The organism is Flavobacterium sp. 2755, from assembly GCF_031455715.1.
Taxonomy (GTDB): Bacteria; Bacteroidota; Bacteroidia; order Flavobacteriales; family Flavobacteriaceae; genus Flavobacterium.
Genome location: NZ_JAVDTG010000002.1, coordinates 418,469 through 442,938 on the forward strand (window position 1 = coordinate 418,469; position 24,470 = coordinate 442,938).

Sequence of the window (24,470 nt, forward strand, 5' to 3'; positions counted from 1 at the left end):
TAGATTCTGGAGATAAAAATGAATTATAATTAATCTCCAAAATCTGGAGAATCTGCGAGAAAATAAAATTTCAAGACAAAGTATAAAAAATCATTTTAATCTGTGTAATCTGTGGCAAATAAAAAATAACAATGAAAAACTGGAAATTTTATAACGCTTTATTTGTGAGAGTCTTGTTTGTCATGATTCTCTTTTTTGTCTGCGTTTTTCTAATTTATAAAATGTTCTATTACAACGCACTTTTGGTTGGTTTTTTCGCTTTTATATTCTTAGCCGAAATGTATCTTTATGTAAAAAACGAACTCCAGTTTTACGACAGAACACTGCTTTCGATTCTTCAGAACGATTTTTCTACCAATTTTCCCGAAGAGAATAAAAAAGACAATTTTAAAAGCCTGTATCTTTTATATGAAAATTTAAAAGTGCAGCAACAAGAACAGACATCAAAAGAAATGATTTATCGTTCGCTTTTAAATAATATTGATACCGCAGCTTTAATTCTGGAAAAAGAAAACGAAGACTGGGATATATTTTTGATGAATGATTGTTTCTCTGATTTATTTAAAGTACCAAAAGTAAGCCATTGGAAATATCTTAAAAATTATCTGCCTTCGCTTTGTAACGAAATTGAAAAAACCGAATTCAGCGAATTAAAATCGGCGATTTCGATTAAAATTGAAGAACAGGATTTGCAGACTTTTATGCTTCAAACATCAAAAACGCAAACGTATAATAAAGAATATTATATTATTTTATTAGACAGTATTCAGCGTGTTATTGAGAAAAAAGAAAAAGAAGCGTGGATTAATTTGATGAAAATTATTTCGCATGAATTAATGAATTCCTTGACGCCAATTCGTGCGCTTTCGCAGAATTTACTCCATATTGTAGATCAGGAAAGTTTAGAAGAAGATGATTTTGACGACATAAAAAGCAGTATTTCGACCATAATAAACCGAAGCGATCATTTGCAGGTTTTTGTAGAGAATTACCGTAAACTCGCCATGCTGCCAACGCCGACGAAACAAATGACACCAATCAACGCTCTTTTCGAAGACTGCCTCCGAATTATGAGTCCGATTTTGAAAGCAGAAAATATCGAATTGATAAACGATATTCACAGTTCACGTTCTATTATGATTGATAAAAACCAAATGGAACAGGTAATTATTAATTTGATTACCAATAGTGTTTATGCCTTAAAAGAGAAAAACGAAAAGAAAATGTATGTTTCGAGTTATACCGAAAACAATCGTTTTTTCATCTCGATTTCGGATAACGGAAAAGGAATCGATCCTGAAATTCAGGACAAAATATTTCTTCCTTTTTTCACCACTAGAAAAGACGGCGCCGGAATTGGTTTAACGCTTTCTAAAAACATTATCGAAGCGCACGGCGGCTACCTAAGCTACCAAACCGATGAAGATAAAACAAGTTTTGTGATCTGCCTGATTTAGTTTTTTTGAACCATATAAGTTATATAAGTTCATTTAAAGTTTTTTTTGATTTGCTTTATCATTTAATCTCGCAAAGTCGCAAAGCTTTTTTAATTTTCTTTGCGAGAGATCTATGCGCAATGCTTAATATGAACTTATATAACTTATATGGTGGAAATTTCAGGTTTCCAAAAGTGTTTTTCGAAGTCGACGATTTGATTGTTTACTACTTTAATACCTTCGTTTTCTAAAAGCTGCTGCATTAAATTAGTTCCGTCAAAATGATGTTTTCCTGTCAAAAGTCCTTTTTGGTTTACGACTCTATGCGCCGGAACGTCGTCCATATTATGACACGCATTCATTGCCCAGCCCACCATTCGTGCCGAACGAGCAGTTCCTAAAGCCTTTGCAATTGCACCATAAGAAGTTACTCTCCCAAACGGAATTTGTCTGGCAATTACATAAACTCTTTCGAAAAAATTTTCCTCAGCCATAATTATTTTTTTGCCACAGATTATACGGATTAAAAGGATTTTGTCTTTGTCTATAAAGTTTCACGCAGATTTTGCAGATTAAAATGATTATTTTTTTTATAAATCCTTTTAGATATGCTAAATAAATCCGTGTAAAATATTTAACCACAAAATAAAAAAATCATTTTAATCCGTATAATCTGTGGCCTATAAATTTTACCCGAAATAGTAATTCAAAATATTAAAAAGTGTCACAACGGCAACTAAACCCGTAATGCTTCCAATAATGGTATTCATGTTTCGCATTAAGTAATCGGTTTTCTTTTCGATTTTTTCAAAGAAACCAATATAACTATACAAAACAGCAAACGAACCCAAAACAGATCCTAAAACAAAAGTAAAAATAATGCTGTTTTCAAACACAAAAAGATTGTATGAAGCCAAAGTCACACTTACCACAACATAATACGGAATAGGAAAAAAGTTTAATGCAGAAAGCAGCATCCCAAGAAAGAAACGGCTTTTTTTACTGCTCTTTTTAATCTTCGATTTCTTTTTGGTTTTTGGCTCTTTGGCAATAAACAAAAAGTATATGGTTAAAATCGAAAAAATAACAAAACCTATTTCACGTAATAAGGTTACAACATCCGGGCGATTGTCGATTACCTGCGCAAATAATACCGCAACGTAAACCTGAAAAAAAATCACCAAAACAGCGCCAATAACAAACCATAAAGCATTCTTTTTTCCTTCTTTCAGGTTTATTTTGGCTGCCGTCATATTGATTAATCCCGGCGGAATAATCCCAATTGCAGCGGCAATAAAGCCTGAAAGTAATGGAGTAAGATATACCATTCAGTAGTTTAAGCGATTAAAAGATGTTTTTTAAAATTAAATTAGTCTTTAATTTTAAAACGAATATACGTAATTGCCTTGTTAATTTCTAAATATTGTTTTTCATAAAATGTTTGAAAAGCAGTAACTTCTTCCGGGCTTCCTTCATTTCTGTATACATTATGATTCGCATACAAAACTTCGTGGCCTTCTCCGTGAAGCAGTCCAAGCGTATAACCGTGCATAAATTCGCTGTCGGTTTTAAGATTTACGACACCGTCTTTTTTAAGGATTTTTTTGTACAATTTCAAGAACTCAGAATTCGTCATTCTGTGTTTTGTTCTCTTGTATTTTATCTGTGGATCCGGAAAAGTAATCCAGATTTCATCCACTTCATTTTCGGCAAAAATATGATTGATAAGTTCGATTTGAGTACGAACAAAAGCAACATTATGAAGACCGGTTTCCACGGCAGTTTTAGCACCACGCCAGAAACGCGCGCCTTTAATATCAATTCCGATAAAATTTTTGTTGGGATATTTTTCTGCTAATCCAACTGAGTATTCACCTTTTCCGCATCCTAATTCTAAAACCAGAGGATTATCATTTTTAAAGAAATCCGAATTCCATTTTCCTCTCAAAGGCATTAAATTGCCTACAACTTCTTCTCTTGTTGGTTGAAAAACGTTTTGAAATGTTTCGTTTTCTCTGAATCTTTTTAGTTTATTTTTACTTCCCACTTTTTACAAAAATTTTCAGCAAAATTAAGGAATATAAACGAATGAAAATAGCTGAATTAGGTTTAAAATAAGTTTGCCACGAATTGCACGAATTTTCACGAATTAATTTTTGCCACAGATTATTAGGATTAAAAAGATTTTTCTAAACATTAATCTTTTATCTCGGAGAGATTATATATCGGTAGAAAAAATGTGATAGCAATAAAAATGTCCCGTAGGGACTTATGTTTTAAATTGTTTGCCACGAATTACACTAATTTTCACGAATTAATTTAAACGGTATAATCGAAAAAAAAATTAGTGAAAATTAGTGTAATTCGTGGCAAAAAAAAATATTTTTTAACCGTAATGCGGTTCTGTAATTGGTTTTAATTTTGGATCTAATGTTTCATCGTGCTGCGATAAATCCAATCCGATGTGTTCGTTTTCTTCAGAAACACGAAGCGGAATAATGAAATTCGTTACTTTAAATAAGAAATAAGCCCCAAAGAAAGTAAAGATTGAAACCAGTACCAATGCCATCATATGATGTGCAAAAACATTCCAGCCTCCGTGTAATAAACTTGCATTTTCGCCATGCGCAAAAATAGCGGTTAAAATCATTCCCATAATTCCTCCAACACCGTGACAAGCAAAAACATCAAGTGTATCATCAAATCTTTTTGATAAACGACAATTTACAACCGAGTTTGAAACCAAAGCCGTAACGAATCCGAAGAACATACTTTCAGGAACAGAAACAAATCCTGCGGCTGGAGTAATCGCTACCAAACCTACAACGGCTCCAATACAAGCTCCAAGAGCCGAAACTTTTCTTCCGTTCATTCTGTCAAAGAAAACCCAGGTTAACATGGCCGCCGCCGATGAAGTTGTAGTAGTTGCAAAAGCCATAGCAGCAGTTCCGTTGGCTGCAAGCGCAGAACCAGCGTTGAATCCGAACCAGCCAAACCATAACATTCCAGTTCCTAATAATACAAACGGAATATTAGTTGGAATATGCTGACTGTTTTTTCTTTTACCTAAAACTAAAACGCCCGCCAAAGCTGCAAAACCAGAACTCATGTGAACTACGGTTCCTCCTGCGAAATCTTTTACGCCAAAATAACTTCCTAAAACTCCTGTTGGATACCAAACAGAATGGCACAAAGGCGCATAAATAAAAATGGTAAACAAACTAATGAAAAGTAAATACGATATAAAACGAACACGTTCTGCAAACGAACCCGTAATAATGGCCGGAGCAATAATGGCAAATTTCATTTGGAACAAAGCAAACAACATAAACGGAATCGTATTTGCCAATTGTTTATGAGGAAGGATATTTACATAATCCATAAAGGCAAAAGTGGTTGGATTCCCGAAGAAACTATAAAAGTGATCTCCAGAACCAAAACCTACAGGTTCACCAAATGCAAGACTAAAAGCCACAACAACCCATAAAAGTGTTACCACACCCAGACAGATAAAACTTTGAAGCATGGTTGAAATCACATTTTTACGGCCTACCATTCCGCCATAAAAGAAAGACAATCCCGGCGTCATGATTAAAACCAGACAACAAGAAGTTAACATCCAGGCAACATCCGCAGGGACGATATGATCGGTTGTGCCAAATTCAGACAATACATAACTATTTTCAGTAACATTTGGCCAAAAAGCCCCAATAATACAAACGATGCTGATAATGATAAAGGAAATGATCCAGCGTTTCTCTATTTTCATTTTTTCAAATACTTTATTGAACCCTATTTTTTTTGGGGTCAAAGTTAAAAAAAATTAAATATTTAGATTTCAGGGGCTGTTAAAATAGTGGTTGTGTTTTAATTTTAGTCGATTTTGTAAAATACGGTTCGCTTTTTTAATAGTTTTTCATTTTACTATTCCAAAACACACCCAATATTGTCAATTATACTATAATTAATTTGATACCAACGCTTATAAAGTCCTATAAAAGTTATGTTTATAAGAATAAAGCATAAAAATGTTTATTTTTTCTGAAGCTTCGCAATCAAAGCGTCTTCAATTGGTGCTTTTATTTTTGTTACAGCATCAACTTCATCATTCGGAATTGTCATCGACAATACATAATGCTGAATTTTCCATTCTTTGCCCACTTTTACCAAAACTCCAGAACCACGGCAGATTTTCATTTGAGTATCTAATAATTCATCAAACCAAGCTGTTTTTCCAGATTTATCAAAAAAGATATGACGTTCAAGGGCTTTAAAATTCCAGGTTGTTCCTTTGTCAAAAAACGGTTTTGCCCAAACAGAAAATTCTTTTTTAGTCCAGTTTTCGGTCGCATCAGTTCCTATGTAAATCGCATCATCGGCCAAAGCACTAAAATAAGCATCAAATTTTACCTCGCCAGCAGCTTTGTGCCATGCATCAAGAGTTTGATTGATTTTGTCCTTGTCGGTTTGAGCATTTGCAAAAGAGGCAACGAATAAAAGTAATAGAATTGTTTTTTTCATGAGAGATTTTATTTGAGATTAAAGATAAGGAATTTTTGATGGCGCACGGATTTTACAGGTTTAAACAGATTAAACACAGGTAAAATTTTAAGAAATCTGTTTAATCTGTGAAATCTGCGCGCCAAAAACTTTACAGTATTGCGAGATCCAAAACTTAAATTATCTTACATAACTTATATGGTTTAATCTCAAAAAGTGATTATATTTGAGTGCTTTAAAATATCCCAAATATGAATCCGAAAATCTTTATAAGTTCACTCGCTATAACCTCATTACTTTTTGTTTCCTGCAAAAAGGAATTAGAACCACAAGAAAGTACTGCAACATCTGAATTGGTAAGACTTGGACTTGCAAAAGACACGACGAAAACACCTTCAGTAGTGCAGCAGACTCAGGCTTCACCTTCAAACCCAAATACGGTTTTAAGCGATACAAAAGGATTAAATCCAGCTCACGGACAACCGGGCCACCGCTGCGATATTGCCGTTGGAGCACCTTTAAATTCTGCACCAACACAACAAGTTCAGCAAGTACAACAAGTTCCAGCGCAAGCAGGGCAGACAGTACAAGTAAATCCGAATCAAAAAAATGTGGTTACGACCACAGTGGCTGCGCCAGTAAAAGTTGGAAAAGGAATGAATCCGTCGCACGGACAGCCGGGGCATAGATGTGATATTCCGGTTGGAGCACCTTTAAATTCTCCGGTAGCGGCTAAAACTACTCCCGCAGCATCGACACCACAAGGCGGAACAATGACACAAAATGTAACCGTTCCTGCAGGAAATCCAGTTCCTGCTCTATTAAGCACAGATGCAAATAAAACAGTGGCAGAAGGAATGAACCCGGCGCACGGACAGCCAGGCCATCGCTGCGATATCGCCGTAGGAGCGCCACTGCCAAAATCATAAAGAAGAGGTACAAAGTGACAAAGGTTCAAAGGTGCAGAGTAAAACAAGCGCAAAGAAAACTTTGAGACTTTGTCACTTTGCATCTTTGAACCTTTTCAAAATAGATAAAAAAAAGACGTTTTCAACTTGAAACGTCTTTTTTTTATCTATTTTGAAATTTAGTGCGCTTTCAGTTTTTCGAAAGTTGTAGTAAGTGTTTTTTTAGCTTTGCTCAAAGCACCGTTAAAAGCTTTTTCAAGAGTTTCGGCATGTTCAGTTACAGTGATTGGCTGTAATTTTGCTGTACGAACTTCAAGAACACATTTTTTATCATTTAGGCTGAATTTCTCTCCATTTTCATCTCCAAAATGTACTTCAATGCGTGTGATTTTATCTTCAAAACGCGCTAAACCTTTTTCTAATTCTTCAGAGAAATATTTTTCTAATCTTTGGTGTCCTTCGATGTTTTTGTCGGTATTGATTTGAATTTTCATAACGGTTTATATTTAATGTTTGTTTCTCAAATCTATTTATTTTAGAAAGGAAAGCCAAGCGAGTTAATAAAACATTATGATATTTTTAGTGTTAATTTTTTATTCTGAAGATGGAAGAATCGCGCTAGAAACGCCATAACAACGAGTAAACTAAATTGTAAGAAAACCACATAATTCCCTCGGGTTTTTTAATATCTTTGCAGTCCTAAAACTTTCAGACTATGAACATAAAAAAACTTCTTGCCCGTGTGGTACGCTGGCGGTATTGGAAACAACTGCAACGCTCTGAAAGGCGTAGGACAGCTAACCCATACGGGTTTATATTCCTTAAATTTTCAGACTATGAGTACAAACACCCTTTCCAAAGAAACCGAAATTCGTTTAGCAGATTTCTTCAACAAAACTGTTGATCCAGAAAGTCTGGCAAAAGCGATTAGGCAAATCAATTATTTAATTGCTTTAAGTATAATTCGGGATTGCGAAACTTTTCAAACAGAGAAAATAAATCTTGAAAAAGGTTATTATTGGCTGAATGAATTAGCCGAGATTTTGAATCCTTATTTTGAGGTTGAAAATTAAGAAAATGTAAAAAGCCACTGCGAAGTGGCTTTTTTATTTTGTGGTTTGTCTTTCGTTTATTGCGTTTTGAATTTCGAGAATACAAGCGTCTAAATTCTTTTTGATGTCATTGCTCCAGAAACGTAAAATCTTCCAGTTTTGAGATTCTAAATAAGCGTTTACTTCGATATCTCGCTGCATGTTTCGTTCGATTTTTTTGATCCAGAATTCTGCGTTGGTTTGTGGTTTTTTGCGAGTTTGCCAATCTTTTCCGTGGAAGAATTCTGAGTCTACAAAAATGGCAATTTTGAGTTGCTTAAATGTGAAGTCCGGTTTTCCGAAAACTGTTTTGTTGTTTTTTCGATAACGATAACCCAGATGCCATAATGCTTTTGCTAAAGCAACTTCTTCTTTGGTATTTGTGCTGCGAACAGCTTGCATATTTTTGGATCTCTGTTCTGGGGTTATTTTATCCATTCTTAAAGATAAAAAAACAATGTTATTTTTTAAACCTGATCTGTAAATTAAATTTAATCTTTTGTTGGTTATTCTCAGTATAAACATTTCCAAAATCATGTTTTTTAACATCACCAGTTTCGAGTTTAGTATTGTTAAATAGATAATCTTCGAAATTTTTTGCAAAATAAAAATGATAACAAAGTAGTTCACCATCATCTTTAACAATTAAATACCCGCCTGTAGCTTGATAATTTCTTTTCCAGACTTCTGCTGCTCTCATTCCTAAAGCATAATCAGTTAAGAACTTCTTCATTATCATTTCGTATATGCTAGAGTTTATATTTAAATCATAACCTATTGAGTTTTCATTAGTTACTTTTTCAATAAATTTAGCAACAGTGTTTTCTGAAGCAATATCATTAGTGCAAAAATGTAATATAACTTCAGAGAGTATTTTATCAAAATTATAATCTATTGTTTGTAAGTTTGAAGCAAATATAGGATTATCAACTTTATCATATTCAAGTATAGCCCCATATTGATTCAATAAATTAATTTTTTTAGAAAATAACCTTTCATTATTTATCGAAGAAATTTCGTTAACAGAAAGGACTCTGTTCTTTATTAGATATGTGAAATTAGTTGCTTTGCTTGCATTTACAAGAGTAGACGCCTTTCCTAATTGAGATTTTATACTAAATCCTAAAGTAGGTGCAATAAATGATTTTGGGTCTTCAATTTGAATTGTTATATCATTTTTTAATTTAGATTTTGCTTTTAAAGTGGTTATTGAAAATAATGATAAAAAATTTTCTATTTCAGGTATATCAAAAGAACCTTTTCCTTTTTTTGGAGCCTTTATTTTGTCAAAACACAATTTAGTGTTTTTTATAAAATCAACAAGAGGGATATTAAATAATAAAACACCATCAGAAATAACTATGAGTTGTCCATCGTAAGTAAAATTAACATTTCGATTTTTTTCATGACGTATAACTTGTACAATTGGGTAAAAAAGACCTTTTATTTTATTATAATTTTCGTCTCCCAAATATAATTTTCCATCAACTAATAATTTAAGTAGTACATACGGTTCACTCCATTCTCCTTTATTCCCTGTCATCATAATTTTTCTTTTATCAAATCAATTATTTTTTCAGCAGTTGCCTGTATTGCAGGAATAGCTACAGAATTTCCGAATTGTTTGTAAGCTGAAGCATCGGCAACAGGAATTAGAAAATTATCAGGAAAACCTTGTAATCTGGCCCATTCGCGAGGAGTCATTTTTCTAATCCCTTCACGATTTACTTCTCCTTTAATATGTGTAGATGGAGTATAATCTGTAATTCGGTTATCAATTACTAAATTTCTTTCGCGACCCATTCCACCAACTAAAATTGAATTCGATATTTCATTATCTTCAATTATTTGATATCCAAATCCATTTCCTTTATTTGCGTGTCTATCTTTATGATTTTTTAAGGTTTGCAAATATTGAGTTGATAAATAATATTTTGTAGGTACAACTTTCTTTTCCTTAACATTTTTGAATGTTACTTTTTCATTAAGTGGCTTTGGATATTGAAATGTATCAATATTTAAATCTTTTCTAAATCCAACAATATAAATACGTTCTCTATTTTGAGGGACACCAAATTCTTTAGCATTCATTATTTGTGGTTCAGGAACATAATAACCTAAATCATTTCTTAGAACATTTAGAATTGTCTCTAAAGTTTTTCCTTTATCATGACTTTTTAAACCTTTTACATTTTCTAAGAAAATTGCTTTTGGCTTTTTTTCTTTGATAATTTCAGCAACATCAAAAAATAATGTTCCTCTTGTGTCTTCGAAACCACCTCTTTTTCCGGCAATCGAAAAGGCTTGACAAGGAAATCCGGCACATAGAACATCAAAATCTTTTGGAATATAATTTTTAGTTTTAGGTTTAGTTATATCGCCAAAAGGAGTTTCTCCAAAATTTGCTCTATAAGTTTTCTTTGCATTTTCATCCCATTCAGAAGTAAATACGCACTTACCACCTAAATTTTGTAATGCAATTCTAAATCCACCAATTCCTGCAAAAAGGTCAATAAATTTGAATGTATAATTTTCAGGAGTTGGAAAAGGCACATCTTCAACTTCAAACAATAATTGCTGTAATGCAGAGTCAGAAAGAATGTTTAATTTTTCTTCTTCATTTTTGTATTCAACGATTTGTTTTAAATATTGAGTAGCTTCTTCTTGAAAATGATCTTTAACTCCGTTGTTGTAATTGTGCAAATAGTGTGTTAAAACGGCTTTTCTATTATCATCTTCTTCTACGAAACGAATTTTAAATTTTTTACCGTCAAATTCATCAATTGATATTTTCTCTTTCATTTTTTAAAATTGTTATCATTAAAAAAAGCTCCAAAATCAGTATTAAGAGCTGTGATTATTTTTTCTATAATTTCTATTGAAACATTTCGTTGACCTTTTTCAATATCTGAAATGTAGTTCCTGTCAACGTTAGAAATATTGGCTAAATACTCAATTGAGTATCCTTTTTGTTCTCGAAGTTCCTTGACTTTGAATCCGAATTTTTCCTTGATATTCATAGTTTATAAAAGTAGGTTCGTGCGTACAATTGACCTGCGTACAATTGACCTCATTATTTAATAGTTTTCAACTTGATTATTAACTTTTTTAAAGTATAGAATTTAGTTTCAAGATTTAGAAGGGTATAAATCTTAGTCGAGTTTCAAGTGCGATTCCTTCGTTCCTCGGAATGACAAAACTGTGGAGATAATTTTGCTTACTTCTCCTTTTTCCCCCACTTAATCTTCATTTTCCCACTATCATCAACAGCAAGTAAATGAAGCACAATACCACGCTCACGAACAGCATCGCGTTCGGCTTTGCTGGCTAGTTTGGCGTCGTTTTTAGAATTCCTTAGTGGAATTGTCAGGGCGAGATTGGTGCCTCGGCCGAAAGAATAAATTCCGTCAACATCGATATTTAGGACGCTTGAACTTATAGTTAAATTATTTATGTCGATTTGTTCGCCGCGCATGTTGAGGTTTCCGGATAAATCGCTGAAAGTTATATTCTTGACATCACGAAACGGAAAAGCAAATTTGCCCACTTTTACAATAGGTTCAAAGTTGAGCAATGCACCTTGATTGACGGTGAAATTCAGTTTTCCGTGCATTGAATTGGTAATTAATTCGCCGCGGCTGTTTATAAATCCGCTTACGTTTGCGGTGCTAGTCAATCTTCCTTTAATGTTATTTGGATTAAAAGATTTGATTCCGAAATTGTTGAACGATCTCAAAAAACTTGCAATATCAACCCGGTTTACCTGTGCGTTTGAGGTGAAAGCATAATTTTTTCCACTTGGTAAAACTTCGCTGTTAAAAGTGATGTTGCCGCCCGAAGTTTGAAGCGAACCATTTTTTATAACTAGTTTAGAATCCAACATGGAGATTGTTGCTCTTGTATTTGTTGCGGTTAGTTTGTTATAATTGATTTTATCTGCTTTAATATCAATAACAACAATGCAATTTTCGATTACGTTTCGCAGATGATTTGAAATCGTAGTTCTTTTATTGTTTTTAAGTGCAGTTTTCTTTTTTTGAGAAGAAGCCAAAACACCAAGAAATTGTTTTAAATCAATATTTGGACAGTAAATGTTCCAGTTTACGATCATTTTTTCGGGTGCATCGTAATACAAATTCAGGAAATTATCGATTTTTCCTTCTATGAAAATAGTATTCTTTTTGTGTTTGTAAGCGATTTGTTTTATGAGTAAAGCTTTCTCGGTAAAATCGAGATGAATGTTGGTTTTTACGGCGTGAATATCTTTTGGTATATAATGAAAGGAAGCGTTGTCAACATCAACATTTCCTATAAATCTGGGTTTATTAATGTACAAATCGACAATATCAAACTGAAATTTCAAATTGGCTTTGGCGTGGCCTTCTTCAAAATGAATCCATTTTTCGTTGCTTACTTCGTTGAGTCTTTCGATATCAAAATCAGAACTTACGATTCCGGTTGCGATGGGTTTTTCGAGATTGCTAATTACAACTTGCGGAATTGAAAGCGGAATATTTTCATATTCTCCCGAAAATCGGGTTAAAATTACAGCCGAATTTGGATCGTTAAATCCGTTTTTTGGTTTGAAATTATTCGTGAAAATTCCTCTGAAACTACATTTATCAATTCGTCCGTCGGGAATAGTAAGTTCGTTGTTTTTGGCTACAGCCTGAACCACAATTTTAGGATCGTCGTGAACATTCAAATCGCCTTTTAGGTCGCAATTTACATCGATTGGTTTTTTCAAATCAAACCGATTCAGTTTTGAACTAATATTTCCGGATAATAAATGAGAAGCGTTACTCCATAAAATACGCGTATTAATGTTGATTCCGAAAAGGGAATTGCTTTTACCAACGTTGAAATAAGCCACAATATCAAATGAATCAGAACCAATTTTTAAGTTTTTGGTCGAAACATCAATTTTTTGTTTGTCGGCCTGATAAGAAACAGCAAGCGTTCCTTTAAGTTCTTTTTGTTTGGCAAAACTTCCGTGAACGGTATTAAAAGCTAAACTGTTTATTTGAGTATCTAAAAATAAATCGGTGTTCCAGTCGTCTCCGTCATAATCAACTTTTGATTTTAAGCTGTGAACATCAAAATCAAACAATTTATTTCCAAGTTGATTATCAATAATAATATGAACATCGCTTAAGTCGATTTCGTCGATTGTGGTTTCGGGTTTTGATTTATTTTCTGGAGATTTCTTCTTTTTCGCTTTAAAAATATCTGAGTTGGTGTAGCCGTCTTTGGTTTTATAAATATAAATATCGGCATCGTTAATCAGTATTTTATGAATATTGACTTCTTTTCGCAATAAACTCCAAACGTTTAAACGCGCTTCGATTTCCTGCGCTTTCAGTAAAGTATGATGGTGTGTATTCCATTTATTGTCTTTGAGTTCGACATCTTTTAGAGCCAGCGTAAAATTTGGGAAACCGGTTAAAAACTTATACTGAAAATCGCCAATATGAAACTTTCCGTTTATGTTCTCATTAATCTTGGTGTTGATTTTAGCAATAATTTCGGTTTTGTTCTGATTGAAATAAACAGATAATCCTCCACAGGCCAATAAAAGCAATCCAATTAGTATCAGAATAAAAATACCAAAACGTTTGGCGTATTTTTTAAAATGAACCGACTGGAAAAAGGTTTTTATTTTGTGTAAAGTTTCCTTCATTTTGTGTGGATTTTACGGACAAATAAAGATAAGTATAAAAAATGACTTTGTTTAGGATAGTTATAGCTTGTAAATAAAGCACATGTGAATGTTATAATAATTGACGATACATTTATAATCAAAACTAATTTGGGAATGGTGTATGATTTGTTTTTAATTTTTAACTTTGTACCTCAGTTTTGAAAGTATTTAAAAAGTCTCCCGAGACAAAAGCTGAGAATAACTTTAAAGAAAAATAATTATGGCATTAGCAATAACAGATGCTACTTTTGACGAAGTAGTTTTAAAATCAGATAAACCAGTAATGGTAGATTTTTGGGCAGCATGGTGCGGTCCTTGTAGAATGGTTGGTCCAATCATTGACCAATTAAGCGAAGAATATGCAGGTAAAGTTGTGGTTGGTAAAGTAGATGTAGATGCTAACCAGGAATTTGCTGCTAAATATGGTGTGCGTAACATACCAACCGTTTTGGTGTTTCAAAATGGTGAAGTAGTAGGAAAACAAGTAGGAGTTGCTCCGAAACAAGCCTACGCTGACAGCTTAGACGCTTTGTTGTAATCGTAAGATTATGATTTATATAAAAAAGGCCTGATTTTTTCAGGCCTTTTTTATTTGGATAAAGCAGCGTTTTTTCTAAACACATAGAGACATAGTTTTTGTAAACTCAATAAAAGGCATTTCATTTGGTTTAAACAAACATAGCTATGTGTATTAAAAACAAGTGAAACGCCTTTATACACAAAGAAAAGCTATGTCTCTATGTGTTTAAAAACAATAGTAAAAGTTGTTCCGAAATCTGGTTTTGAAGAAACTTCTATTTTGCAATTGATTGCTGTTGCGAGATCCCGGATTAAATGCAATCCTAAACCAGATTTGATTCCTATAACTTCTGAATCGTCATAAAGGGCTTTGAATTTTTCCTGATTCCCGCCTGCGCCGTTATCGGTTATAGAGAGAAAAGCTTGGTTGTTTTCTCGCCACGCTTTCCATATTATTTTTTGATTTTCTCTTTTGTCAAGCGCTTTTATGGCGTTTCCGGTTAAGTTTCTTATAATGGTTTTCAGGTAATTTTCATCTGTTGTAAGAATAACATTTTGCGGATTTTCAAACAAAATTGAAATGTTCTCATTGCTAGAAAAATGCTTTTGCATTTCATCAAAAATAACATCAACAGCAATTTCTTTAAAATGAGGTTTGAAGTTTTCCATTTGGCCTTTACTCCAAAGCAAAATGTCTTCCATAGAAGTTAATAAATTTTCAGCTCCCGAAATAACTTTAGTCTGCATTCTCGCAGCCGTTTCTTCGTCAATTAATTCAGGGTTTTCTTTTTGAAGATGTAAAAAATGAATCAAATTAGAAACCGGACTTCTTAAGTCGTGATTTAAAATACTAAAGAATCTCGCTTTTATTTTATTGGCTTCGTCTAATTCCTGATTTAAAACCTGTAGTTTCTGATTGGTTTTTTTTCTATTTTGGTTTTGGTTGAATAATAACAATCCGATAATTGCAACTAAGGCTAATCCCGAAATTAAATACAATCGCTGTTTTTTAGCTTCGTCAATCTGAATATTTTTAATCGTGTTTTCGGTCGAAAGATTGTTGATTTTTTGTTGTTTGGTTTTATTTTGATAACGGGCTTCGGCATTTGCAATACTTTGTTTCGCTGATTCGTGCATCATTTCGTCATTGTACTTGCTGTATATTTCGTTATAATGAAAAGCTTCTTCCCAAAGTCCCAGCGCAGCATAACTTTGAGAGAGTTTTTTATTTATAGTAACAAAGAATTCTTTGTCATAATTTAAAGCATTTACCGATGCTTTTTTCAACGTTTCAATCGCACTTTTATAGTCTCTTTTTTCATATAAAACCCTTCCCATAATGGTGTTGGCTTCCATTAGAATTTCTTCGTCGGTTGATTTTTGCCCAAACAAAACTGCTTTTTTAGCATAATTATACGCTGTATTGATCTGGCCTTTATCAGCATAAAATTTAGACATACTTTGATTGGCAAAACTCAAATTAAGAAACAAAGAATCTTTTACAGTTGGGTAAGTATAAATTAACTTGTAATACTTCAAAACGCTGTCGGGTTTTTTCTGCGCAGCAAAACACTGCATATAATAATTGCACGAAAATGCACTTACATACGGAGAAGTTTTTATATAAGGTTTTGCTTCATTTAAATATTCAATTGCTTTATCAAATTGTTTCATTTTGATATACGCACTCGCAATCTGGCTGTACGAAACACCAATATTTTCAATATTTGGAGTGCTTTTTTTAAGCAGTTTTTTATACGTAATCGCTTTTAGCTGATATTTAATAAAGTTTTCATATTGAGCATAATCGAGATAATATTCACCTAAACTTCCGTTAAGTACAGCCTGTGTATAAGTGTTTTTTGTAGTGTCGAGAACTTGTTTGATATAAACAATTAAGTCTTTCCTTTTTAAAGTATCATTCAGCGAATAATAAATATAATTGAGCCGCATTAAGGCCGAAGTTTTATTTTTTAGATGATTTCCTATTTGGGCATATTTCAAAGATTGCTCATAATTAACCAAAGCCTTTTGATATTGGTTATTGCTGAATTCATAAGCAGTTCCAATATAAAGATAAAACCGGCTTGTGTAGGCAGGATGATTTTTAGAAAGCTCAATTCCTTTTTGTGCAGCAATTATAACTTTCGAATAATCTTCTTTATCTAAAAGTTCTGTAGCATATTTGAGCCAGATTTTTAGTTTTTCGTCTGTAGTTTTATATCGGGACAAATTCGGTTCTTGTTGTGCAAAAACAGAAATACTGATAAAGAACAAAAACAAAAATCCGACTTTTTTCATCTAAATCAGGTTTAAGTTTTCTTTGTAACTTCTCCCAACCGGAATCGTGACATTATTGTTTAAAATAATTTCTGTCGAATTCATCTTCTGAATAAACTGTTTCTGAACGGCATAACTTCTGTGAATTCGAATAAAAGATTGAAAATGATCTTCTTTCAATAAATTTCCAATACTCGATAAAACACAATGTCTTTTTTTATCGGTAATAATCAAAGTATAATCTTTTAGTGCTTCGAGATACAAAATTTCGTGAAGTTTTACTTTAGTCTGATCGTGGCCTTCTTTTATATAAATAGTATCACCGCCAATGCTGGCTTCAAAAAGAGAAGCTTTTAACTTGATTTCCATAAACTCTTCAATTCGGCTTACGGTTTGCGTAAAGCGATCCAGTTTTAAAGGTTTTACGATAAAATCCAAAGTTTCTATTTGAAAACTCTCAACAGCATGTTCAGGATGTGCGGTAATAAAAACACAAACCGGAATATCCAAAGCTTGTTTTCTGAATTCAATACCATTTAAATCCGGCATATCAATATCCAGAAATAAGATATCAACTTTTTTTTCTTCTATAAACGGAAGCGCATCTTCGGCAGAATCAAAAACACCTAAAATATCCAGAATCGGGAATTTTTTAGCAAAAGACAATACAGTCAGTCTGTCAATTTCGTCGTCATCAACAATAATACAAGAGTATTTTTTCATCATTCAAACCTATTTTATGTCGTCTGTCTATTTAAAATGTTGTTTGTCTATTGACTGTTTTTACCGCGGTTTTAATCGTGCAAATTTGCCTTGTAATTCATTCGAAAGCTGAAAATAACTATCCCTGACAGCCTCCTGAGTTTTACAAAAATAATGTTATTGAATTAAATAAGAACGATTTGACCAATTTAAAACTAAAATTATTATGAAATTTTCTAAAACCCTTTTTTCAATTTTTTTATTAGCAATTTTTACAATTTCATGCAGCGGCGATGACGGTGTTGACGGAGCAACAGGAACAGCAAATGTAATTTATAGTGCTTGGATAAATGCCCCAGCGGCAGCTGCAGAAACGATAGATGGTACTTCTGGATTGTCTACTTCTATTAATGCGCCAGAACTATCAACAGATATTTTAGCTAAAGGAACAATCTTAGTTTATATGTCTTTTTCGGGAAGTGTTTATACACTGCCTTACACATCGACAGCTGGCGGAGCAGCTAATACAATTACAGCTATTTCAACCTTGCAAAAAATTAAACTATTCAGATTCAGACACGATCAAGTAGGAACATTAGGTCTTCCGGTATCACTTGGCTGGAGATATATTTTAATTCCGGGAGGAGTTGCGGCAACAGCAAAAACAGCAAAAGTAGATTACTCTAAAATGAGCTACGAAGAAGTTTGTGCACGTTTCAACATTCAGCCGTAAGCTCTGAAAAAAATCAATTTAATAAACCAAATAAGAACCAATTAATATAATTATTTATGAAAACTATAAAAACACTTTTTATCCTTTTAACAGTCTCAATTTTTACTATTTCGTGCAGCAGCGACGATGATAAAGACAACACGCCAAAATTTGAAACAGAAAACCCATTAGCGGTTTATTATACTCAAACCGGATTTTCTACGGTAACCAATTTTATAAATGCTGGTGATTATGAATTTGGATTGGTTTTTACACCAACTGTAAAGGGAAACCTTAAAGCAATTACCTTAAAATTGCCGGCAGTAAACCCAACATTACGTGTAACAATTTGGGACTATGCATCAAAAGCTGTTTTGCGTTCTGAAACTTTAAATGTTGCAACTGCAGATGTTCAGGTTACAAAAGAAATCAGCGTTTTAGGTCTTGAAAAAGACAAAAAATATATGATCACCATGAACTCAAACGACTGGTATAAAAAGAATAAAGCAGACTTAACCAATGTTACTTATCCAATTGTTGCCGGAAATATCACATTTAACGAATACAGATGGATAGGCGGAACAGCACAAACTTTCCCAACCAATGTTTCTGCAAATTATAATGCAGGAGATTTAAGTTTTGAATTTCAACAAACTGAATAATTTTATTTTTGGATAGCTTGAATTAGTAAGTTTGGAAAAAGGTTTGGCACTCGTCAAACCTTTTTTTCCATTAAACTGAAGTTAGAAAATGCACTATAATATTTTGATGTTGTAGAGAGAAATAAAATGGAATAACGATATAAAAGATCTAGATATTCCATTTCACATTTGGTACTAAACAATGAATTTAAACGAATAAAAATGGACACATTCTTTTTTTTGATGTTGTGCTGCAGCTTCTTATTTGTTTCAACTAAAAATAGAGATTAAAGTTGAAGGAAAAGTTTGCCACGATTTGATTTTAGACCTGACAGGTTTTTAAAACCAGTCAGGTCTAATTCTATAAAATTGACTTTAACCATTTCAATTAGTTATTATAATTTGTGAAAATTCGTGCAATTCGTGGCAAACTTTTTTTATTTTTAACGAATCTTATATCTCTAAAAAATGAAAAATCTGTACAGCTTTCTTTGTTTTGTTATGTTGATTCAAATTGGTTTTGCTCAATTAAAAGAAAAAGAAAGTGCATTTTTAGAAAATGGAGTTTCAGAACAATTGGCCCAATTTCGTAAAAAACAGATTTCAGCTATTCAATACGAATTGTCTTTTGAGATTCCGAATCAGAAAGAGGAAAATATTAATTCACATTTGAATTTAAATTTGAATTTGTCTGATTTAAGCCAGCCTTTACTTTTAGATTTTAAAGAGAAAACTTCAAACATAAAAACAGTTACCGTAAACGGAAAAGGCACTGCAGTTGTTCATGAAAACGGACATATTGTAATTTCTCCTTCAGCTTTAGTTTTAGGAAAAAATACCATTTCAATTTCCTTCATCGCAGGCAATTTATCTTTAAACCGAAACGACGATTTCCTTTATACACTTTTAGTTCCCGATCGTGCAAGTACATTATTTCCGTGTTTTGATCAGCCGGATATAAAAGCGACTTATAAACTGAGTCTTTCTGTTCCAAAAGATTGGTCGGTTTTGGCTGGAGCCGATGTAAAAGAGAAACTCGAAAAAGGCGATTTCATAACGTACCATTTTGGAGAATCAGATAAAATGAGTACGTATTTGTTTTCTTTCGTTGCCGGAAAATTCAAAAGCGCAACACAAAAACCAGGTTTAGAAATGACGATGCTGTATCGTGAAAATAATCCTGAAAAGATAAAATCCAGTACAGATACTATTTTCAGGCTTCATCAACAATCTTTAGATTTCTTAGAAAAATATACCAATTATAAATTCCCGTTTCAAAAACTAGATTTTGCTGCAATTCCAGTTTTTCAATATGGCGGAATGGAACATGTTGGCGCAATTCAATACAGGGAATCGACTTTGTTTCTGGACAACAGTGCAACCGACAGCGAGAAATTAAATCGTGCAAAACTCATCGCGCACGAAACTTCACATATGTGGTTTGGCGATTTAGTAACGATGAAATGGTTTGACGATGTTTGGATGAAAGAAGTATTTGCCAATTTTATGGCCGATAAAATTATGAATCCAATTTTCCCAAAAGTCAATCATAATCTGCAGTTTTTTACAGCGCATTATAGTAACGCTTTCGCGGAAGACCGATCTTTGGGCACACATCCGATAAAACAGCATTTGGAAAATTTAAAAGATGCCGGATCGCTTTACGGAGCCATTATTTACAATAAAGCCCCAATTATGATGCGTCAGTTAGAAGCTTCGATGGGAGCTGAAGCTTTTCAAAAAGGAATCGAAAAATACATTACAAAATATGCCAACGACAATGCCGACTGGAATAATCTCGTAGAAATCCTTGATGCCGAAACGCCGCTCGATATGAAAAAATGGAGTGAAGTCTGGGTTAACAAATCCGGAAGGGCCATTTTTACAGATAAAATAGAATACGATTCTAAAGGTCAAATTAAAAAGTTTGAAATTCAGCAAAACGCCGAAGATAAATCTAATAATATCTGGCCTCAGGTTTTTCAAATTGGTTTAGTTTATGATGACAATGTCAAAATTTTAAACGTAAACATTAAAGACAAAAACATTGTTTTAAAAGAAGCTGCCGGACTCGAAAAACCAAACACGATTATTTATAATTATAATGGTTTTGGATACGGAGTTTTTCCGCTTGACGGTAATAATTTAGATTATATTTCAACCTTAAAAGATGAGGTTGCAAGAGCTTCTGCCTACAGTAATTTGTATGAAAATATGCTGATTGGGAATATTTCTGTAGATGAAGCTTTTAATTGTTTTTTTAAAGGAATTCAATTTGAAGAAAATGAATTGGTTTTGCGAATTGTATCTAATAATCTGAACTCAATTTACTGGAGATTTTTAACCCAAAAACAGCAAGAAAGAGTGCAGACTTTATTGAGTTATACTTTATATTCACGCTTGCAGACAAATTCATCTGCCAATGTAAAAAAGACATTATTTGGTTTTTTTAGTTCAACCGGTTATTCCTCTTCGGCGAAAGCCAAATTATATCAAATTTGGAATAAAGAAATCGTAATTCCGGGTTTAAAACTAAACGAAGACGATTTTACCAATATGGCGATGAATCTGGCAATATTTAAACATGAAAAAGCAGATGAAATTTTAGAAAAAACCAGAACAACGATTTCAAATCCTGATAAACAAAAACGATTTGAATTCCTTCTTCCGTCATTATCAAAAGATGAATCAGTTCGAAATGCTTTTATGGAATCTTTAAAAGAGGAAAAAAACCGTGAAAAAGAAGCATGGGTTGAGATTGGTTTGAGTAACATTCATCATCCGCTTCGCCAAGAAAGTGCACAAAAATATATTAGATTTTCATTAGATTTGGTTGATGAAATTCAGCGTACTGGAGATATTTTCTTCCCGAAAGACTGGCTTGAAGATACAGTTGGGAAATATTCGTCTAAATTTGCTTTTGATGAAGTACAGCGATTCTTAAAAGAAAACCCTAATTTTAGTCCGATTCTGAAAAGGAAATTATTTCAGGCCACAGATTTGCTTTACAAAGCACAAAATATTAAAAAAGAAACCGAATGAAAATCGAATCGGAAATAGAGAAAGTTTCAAGTTTTCAGCATCTCGAAATGCTGGCAAATCAGGTTGTAGAAGGTTTTATATCCGGAATGCATAAAAGTCCGTTTCATGGATTTTCAGCTGAATTTGCTGAACATAAAGTCTATAACGCAGGCGAAAGTACTAAACATATTGATTGGAAATTATTTGCTAAAACAGACCGTTTATACACGAAACGTTTTGAGGAAGAAACCAATTTGCGCTGTCATCTTATTGTCGATAATTCGTCGTCAATGCATTATCCCGAACTAAAATCGAATCAGCCATTTTATGAAAAGAAGATTGGTTTTGCGGTTTTGGCTTCGGCAGTTTTAATGAATATTTTAAAAAAACAGCGCGATGCAGTTGGTTTAAGCGTTTTCTCGGACAAATATGAATATTATGCTCCAGAAAAAGGAAGCGATCGTCACCACAGAATGCTTTTGAACAAACTGGAAGATTTATTAGTACAGCCAAAAGTCAAAAAAACGACCGATACCATTACATATCTGCATCAAATAGCAGAGAAAATGCACCGCCGTTCGATGATTATTTTATTTACCGATATGTTTCAGTCCGAAGACGATGAAAAGCTTTTTAACGCTTTACAGCACCTTAAACACAACAAACACAAAGTAGTTTTGTTTCATGTGGTTGATAATGAGACTGAATTGAAATTTGATTTTGACAACGCACCAAGAAAATTTATAGACTTAGAATCGGGAGAAGAAGTTTCGATTTTTGCCGATAATGTTAAAGTTGAATATGAAAAAAGGGTAGAAGCCTACTTTAAAAACCTGGCTTTAACCTGTGCGAAGAACCAAATTAAGTACGTTCCGGTAAATGTGGGCGACAATTTTGAAAAAATATTGACTACATATTTAGTTGAAAAACAAAACTTTGGCTAAGAATTTGAAAATTTATTTCATTTTTTTTATCAAAACACTTGCAGAAATGAAATTCTGTACTATCTTTGCAACCGCAATAACGCAGAGGTTTGGTAGTTCAGTTGGTTAGAATACATGCCTGTCACGCATGGGGTCGCGGGTTCGAGTCCCGTCCAGACCGCAATATTGGGAGAAGCCTTTCTTAACAGAAAGGCTTTTTTGCCCAAATACGGTATCTAAGATTAGTTGTGTTGTTTTGCTACGACTTTGTAACTCGTAGCTGGTTTAGTAGTTAGACCAATGAAAAGCTTTCCACTTTTGTGGATGGCTTTTTTGATTTAAGACATATCGAGTTTAACCGCAAAGAGCGCTAAGATTTACGCAAAGTCCGCAAAGTTTTTTTTAAGCTTTGCGGACTTTGCGCTTTTATACTCATTGCATTTTAAATATAGCCCGTGGTTTCAACCACGGGAAACGAAATTGTGGTCATCATTGTGTCCCCGTGGTTGAAACCATGGGCTATGTTTAAATAGGATAAATATTTTTATTTGAAAGAAAACTATCGGGATTTCGGTTAAAAAGAAAGAAAGTTCTTGTTTTTTGGTTTAGTTCTGGAATTTTAAAATATTGGAATTTAACCAATTAAAAATTTCTCAATTTTTATTCTTAAAAACCCTTGCAGAATCCAACTTCTGTTGTATTTTTGCACTCACAATAAAGCAGTGGGTTTGGTAGTTCAGTTGGTTAGAATACATGCCTGTCACGCATGGGGTCGCGGGTTCGAGTCCCGTCCAGACCGCTTAAATTTAAAATGCCTTTCTTAACGGAAAGGCATTTTTTGTTTTTAGGGTTTTACCGCAAAGGCGCTAAGATTTACGCAAAGTTCGCAAAGGTTTTTTTGGCCACAGATTACTCAGATTACACAGATTTTGAAAATCCTTTTAATCCTTTAATCTGTGGCTAAATTTTAAGCTTATAAAGCTATGCTCCCGATAGCTATCGGGATTGCGCTTTTACCTTGCGTGCTTTGCGGTTAAATTTCTTTCTTATCTTTATAGTACGAATCATCGTATCGTTTAAATGGAACAATCAACCTTTAAAGTAGACCAATATTACATCACAAAAGTAGATGCTGATAAAAAAAGCATTTATTGCCATCATGATATAATGGGAGAATTGTTCGTTCCAAGGCATAAACACGATAAAGCACAAATGTTATATGCAGAAGGCGATGTAGTTTTTGTAACAACTGAAACGAAATCGTACTTTTTACCTGCAAGACATTTTATTTGGATTCCGGCGGGTTTAGAGCATAGTATTGAGCCAAAGTCAGAACATGTGATGATGCGAAATCTGTATTTTCCGGTTGAAAAAGACGAAGATGAATTCTATAAAAACGAAGGTATTTATCCGGTGAATAATTTACTGCTGCAAATGATGCTTTTCACTAATCAGTGGAATGGTGATTTGAAGAAGGGTTCTCCAAACTTTACCATTGCAAAAGCGATAAAAGCGATTCTTCCTCAAATTTGTACCAATAATTTACCTTTAGAATTACCACAGCCAAAAGATAAACGTTTAGGGAAAATTCTTCGACATGTTGAGAATAATCTTGGTGAAACAATTTTGTTTTCTGAGGTTGCACATGAATTCGGCTATAGCGAGCGCTCTTTGTATCGCTTATTTCAGAAGGATCTCAAAATGTCTTTTATTCAATATTATACCATTCGCAGAATTTTAAAAGCAATCGAACTTTTATTAGAAAGAAAACTTTCGGTAAAAGAGGTAGCTCAAGAAGTTGGCTACAATAGTGTTCCGACTTTCAGTAATACTTTTTTTAAGATTCTAGGACAAAGACCTTCCGATTATTTAAATGGAAAAGAAATTTTGGAAAGAAGTAAATAGTTTTATTTCACAAGTCAAATCCATTTTGTAATAAATTGTTTTTCAATATTTTAATATAACGTTTTCGGGAAATACGATTTTAACATTTGTCCGAAATGAATATGTTATTGACTTTTTAGAATTATCAGTCA

Annotated in this window: 22 protein-coding genes and 2 tRNA genes; 11 read left to right on the forward strand and 13 right to left on the reverse strand. The window is 33.3% G+C overall.

Annotated features, from left to right (window positions below):
• Positions 1 to 131: 131 nt before the first annotated feature.
• A complete protein-coding gene (locus J2Y38_RS05570; protein ID WP_309840438.1) occupies positions 132 to 1,457 on the forward strand; it encodes a HAMP domain-containing sensor histidine kinase in 1,326 nt (441 codons plus the stop codon).
• A 143-nt stretch (positions 1,458 to 1,600) separates the two neighbouring features.
• On the opposite strand, the gene J2Y38_RS05575 is transcribed toward J2Y38_RS05570, so the two are convergent.
• The 5 genes from J2Y38_RS05575 to J2Y38_RS05595 all read right to left on the reverse strand — a co-directional run bounded on the left by J2Y38_RS05575 (position 1,601) and on the right by J2Y38_RS05595 (position 5,957).
• Positions 1,601 to 1,930, reverse strand: a complete 330-nt coding sequence (locus tag J2Y38_RS05575) for an MGMT family protein (RefSeq protein ID WP_309840440.1) — start codon at positions 1,928 to 1,930, stop codon at positions 1,601 to 1,603.
• Between the two features lie 195 nt (positions 1,931 to 2,125).
• Entirely contained in the window at positions 2,126 to 2,764 is a 639-nt protein-coding gene (locus J2Y38_RS05580; RefSeq protein ID WP_309840442.1) for a LysE family transporter, read from the reverse strand.
• Positions 2,765 to 2,805: 41 nt separating this feature from the next.
• Positions 2,806 to 3,483: a tRNA (guanosine(46)-N7)-methyltransferase TrmB gene (trmB, locus tag J2Y38_RS05585; protein ID WP_053469925.1), complete on the reverse strand. Its 678-nt coding sequence runs from the start codon at positions 3,481 to 3,483 to the stop codon at positions 2,806 to 2,808.
• A 339-nt stretch (positions 3,484 to 3,822) separates the two neighbouring features.
• Positions 3,823 to 5,205, reverse strand: coding sequence for an ammonium transporter (locus J2Y38_RS05590; protein ID WP_309840445.1), 1,383 nt, complete (start codon positions 5,203 to 5,205; stop codon positions 3,823 to 3,825).
• A gap of 263 nt (positions 5,206 to 5,468) precedes the next feature.
• The gene (locus J2Y38_RS05595; RefSeq protein ID WP_309840446.1) at positions 5,469 to 5,957 is read right to left on the reverse strand and encodes a nuclear transport factor 2 family protein; all 489 of its coding nucleotides are present in this window, start codon (positions 5,955 to 5,957) and stop codon (positions 5,469 to 5,471) included.
• Between the two features lie 230 nt (positions 5,958 to 6,187).
• Here J2Y38_RS05595 and J2Y38_RS05600 point away from each other — a divergent pair, with 230 nt between their 5' ends.
• Positions 6,188 to 6,865 (forward strand): hypothetical protein, encoded by a 678-nt coding sequence (locus J2Y38_RS05600; RefSeq protein ID WP_232677433.1) that lies wholly within the window; start codon positions 6,188 to 6,190, stop codon positions 6,863 to 6,865.
• 158 nt (positions 6,866 to 7,023) lie between these two features.
• Here the strand turns inward: J2Y38_RS05600 and J2Y38_RS05605 are convergent, their stop codons facing one another.
• Positions 7,024 to 7,338 carry an HPF/RaiA family ribosome-associated protein gene (locus J2Y38_RS05605; RefSeq protein WP_053469929.1) on the reverse strand — a complete coding sequence of 105 codons (315 nt, stop codon included), beginning with the start codon at positions 7,336 to 7,338 and terminating at the stop codon, positions 7,024 to 7,026.
• A gap of 342 nt (positions 7,339 to 7,680) precedes the next feature.
• Between J2Y38_RS05605 and J2Y38_RS05610 the strand changes: the two genes are divergently transcribed.
• The gene (locus J2Y38_RS05610; protein WP_309840451.1) at positions 7,681 to 7,917 is read left to right on the forward strand and encodes a hypothetical protein; all 237 of its coding nucleotides are present in this window, start codon (positions 7,681 to 7,683) and stop codon (positions 7,915 to 7,917) included.
• A 33-nt stretch (positions 7,918 to 7,950) separates the two neighbouring features.
• Here J2Y38_RS05610 and J2Y38_RS05615 read toward each other — a convergent pair whose 3' ends face one another.
• The 5 genes from J2Y38_RS05615 to J2Y38_RS05635 form a co-directional block, all read right to left on the reverse strand.
• Entirely contained in the window at positions 7,951 to 8,373 is a 423-nt protein-coding gene (locus J2Y38_RS05615) for a very short patch repair endonuclease (protein WP_309840452.1), read from the reverse strand.
• 22 nt (positions 8,374 to 8,395) lie between these two features.
• Positions 8,396 to 9,481, reverse strand: coding sequence for an HpaII family restriction endonuclease (locus tag J2Y38_RS05620; protein WP_309840453.1), 1,086 nt, complete (start codon positions 9,479 to 9,481; stop codon positions 8,396 to 8,398).
• Positions 9,478 to 10,737 (reverse strand): DNA cytosine methyltransferase, encoded by a 1,260-nt coding sequence (locus tag J2Y38_RS05625; RefSeq protein ID WP_309840454.1) that lies wholly within the window; start codon positions 10,735 to 10,737, stop codon positions 9,478 to 9,480. The genes J2Y38_RS05620 and J2Y38_RS05625 overlap by 4 nt, the downstream gene beginning before the upstream one ends.
• Complete coding sequence (locus tag J2Y38_RS05630; RefSeq protein WP_309840455.1) at positions 10,734 to 10,955, reverse strand: helix-turn-helix transcriptional regulator; 222 nt, start codon at positions 10,953 to 10,955, stop codon at positions 10,734 to 10,736. The genes J2Y38_RS05625 and J2Y38_RS05630 overlap by 4 nt, the downstream gene beginning before the upstream one ends.
• A 197-nt stretch (positions 10,956 to 11,152) precedes the next feature.
• Positions 11,153 to 13,615 (reverse strand): AsmA family protein, encoded by a 2,463-nt coding sequence (locus J2Y38_RS05635; RefSeq protein WP_309840457.1) that lies wholly within the window; start codon positions 13,613 to 13,615, stop codon positions 11,153 to 11,155.
• A gap of 241 nt (positions 13,616 to 13,856) precedes the next feature.
• Between J2Y38_RS05635 and trxA the strand changes: the two genes are divergently transcribed.
• Positions 13,857 to 14,174, forward strand: coding sequence for a thioredoxin (trxA, locus tag J2Y38_RS05640; RefSeq protein ID WP_008466289.1), 318 nt, complete (start codon positions 13,857 to 13,859; stop codon positions 14,172 to 14,174).
• A gap of 191 nt (positions 14,175 to 14,365) precedes the next feature.
• Here the strand turns inward: trxA and J2Y38_RS05645 are convergent, their stop codons facing one another.
• A complete protein-coding gene (locus tag J2Y38_RS05645) occupies positions 14,366 to 16,456 on the reverse strand; it encodes an ATP-binding protein (protein ID WP_309840460.1) in 2,091 nt (696 codons plus the stop codon).
• On the reverse strand, positions 16,457 to 17,161 hold the full coding sequence (locus tag J2Y38_RS05650) for a LytTR family DNA-binding domain-containing protein (protein ID WP_309840462.1): 705 nt from the start codon (positions 17,159 to 17,161) through the stop codon (positions 16,457 to 16,459).
• Between the two features lie 202 nt (positions 17,162 to 17,363).
• Between J2Y38_RS05650 and J2Y38_RS05655 the strand changes: the two genes are divergently transcribed.
• The 7 genes from J2Y38_RS05655 to J2Y38_RS05685 all read left to right on the forward strand — a co-directional run bounded on the left by J2Y38_RS05655 (position 17,364) and on the right by J2Y38_RS05685 (position 24,339).
• Complete coding sequence (locus J2Y38_RS05655; protein ID WP_309840464.1) at positions 17,364 to 17,870, forward strand: hypothetical protein; 507 nt, start codon at positions 17,364 to 17,366, stop codon at positions 17,868 to 17,870.
• A 56-nt stretch (positions 17,871 to 17,926) separates the two neighbouring features.
• Positions 17,927 to 18,511, forward strand: coding sequence for a hypothetical protein (locus J2Y38_RS05660; RefSeq protein ID WP_309840465.1), 585 nt, complete (start codon positions 17,927 to 17,929; stop codon positions 18,509 to 18,511).
• Between the two features lie 447 nt (positions 18,512 to 18,958).
• Positions 18,959 to 21,532 (forward strand): M1 family aminopeptidase, encoded by a 2,574-nt coding sequence (locus J2Y38_RS05665; RefSeq protein ID WP_309840467.1) that lies wholly within the window; start codon positions 18,959 to 18,961, stop codon positions 21,530 to 21,532.
• Positions 21,529 to 22,455, forward strand: coding sequence for a DUF58 domain-containing protein (locus J2Y38_RS05670; protein WP_309840468.1), 927 nt, complete (start codon positions 21,529 to 21,531; stop codon positions 22,453 to 22,455). Before J2Y38_RS05665 ends, J2Y38_RS05670 begins: the two co-directional genes overlap by 4 nt.
• An 86-nt stretch (positions 22,456 to 22,541) precedes the next feature.
• Positions 22,542 to 22,615: transfer RNA gene (locus J2Y38_RS05675), tRNA-Asp, on the forward strand.
• Between the two features lie 544 nt (positions 22,616 to 23,159).
• Positions 23,160 to 23,233, forward strand: a tRNA-Asp gene (locus J2Y38_RS05680).
• Positions 23,234 to 23,514: 281 nt separating this feature from the next.
• The gene (locus J2Y38_RS05685) at positions 23,515 to 24,339 is read left to right on the forward strand and encodes an AraC family transcriptional regulator (protein ID WP_309840469.1); all 825 of its coding nucleotides are present in this window, start codon (positions 23,515 to 23,517) and stop codon (positions 24,337 to 24,339) included.
• Positions 24,340 to 24,470 lie beyond the last annotated feature (131 nt).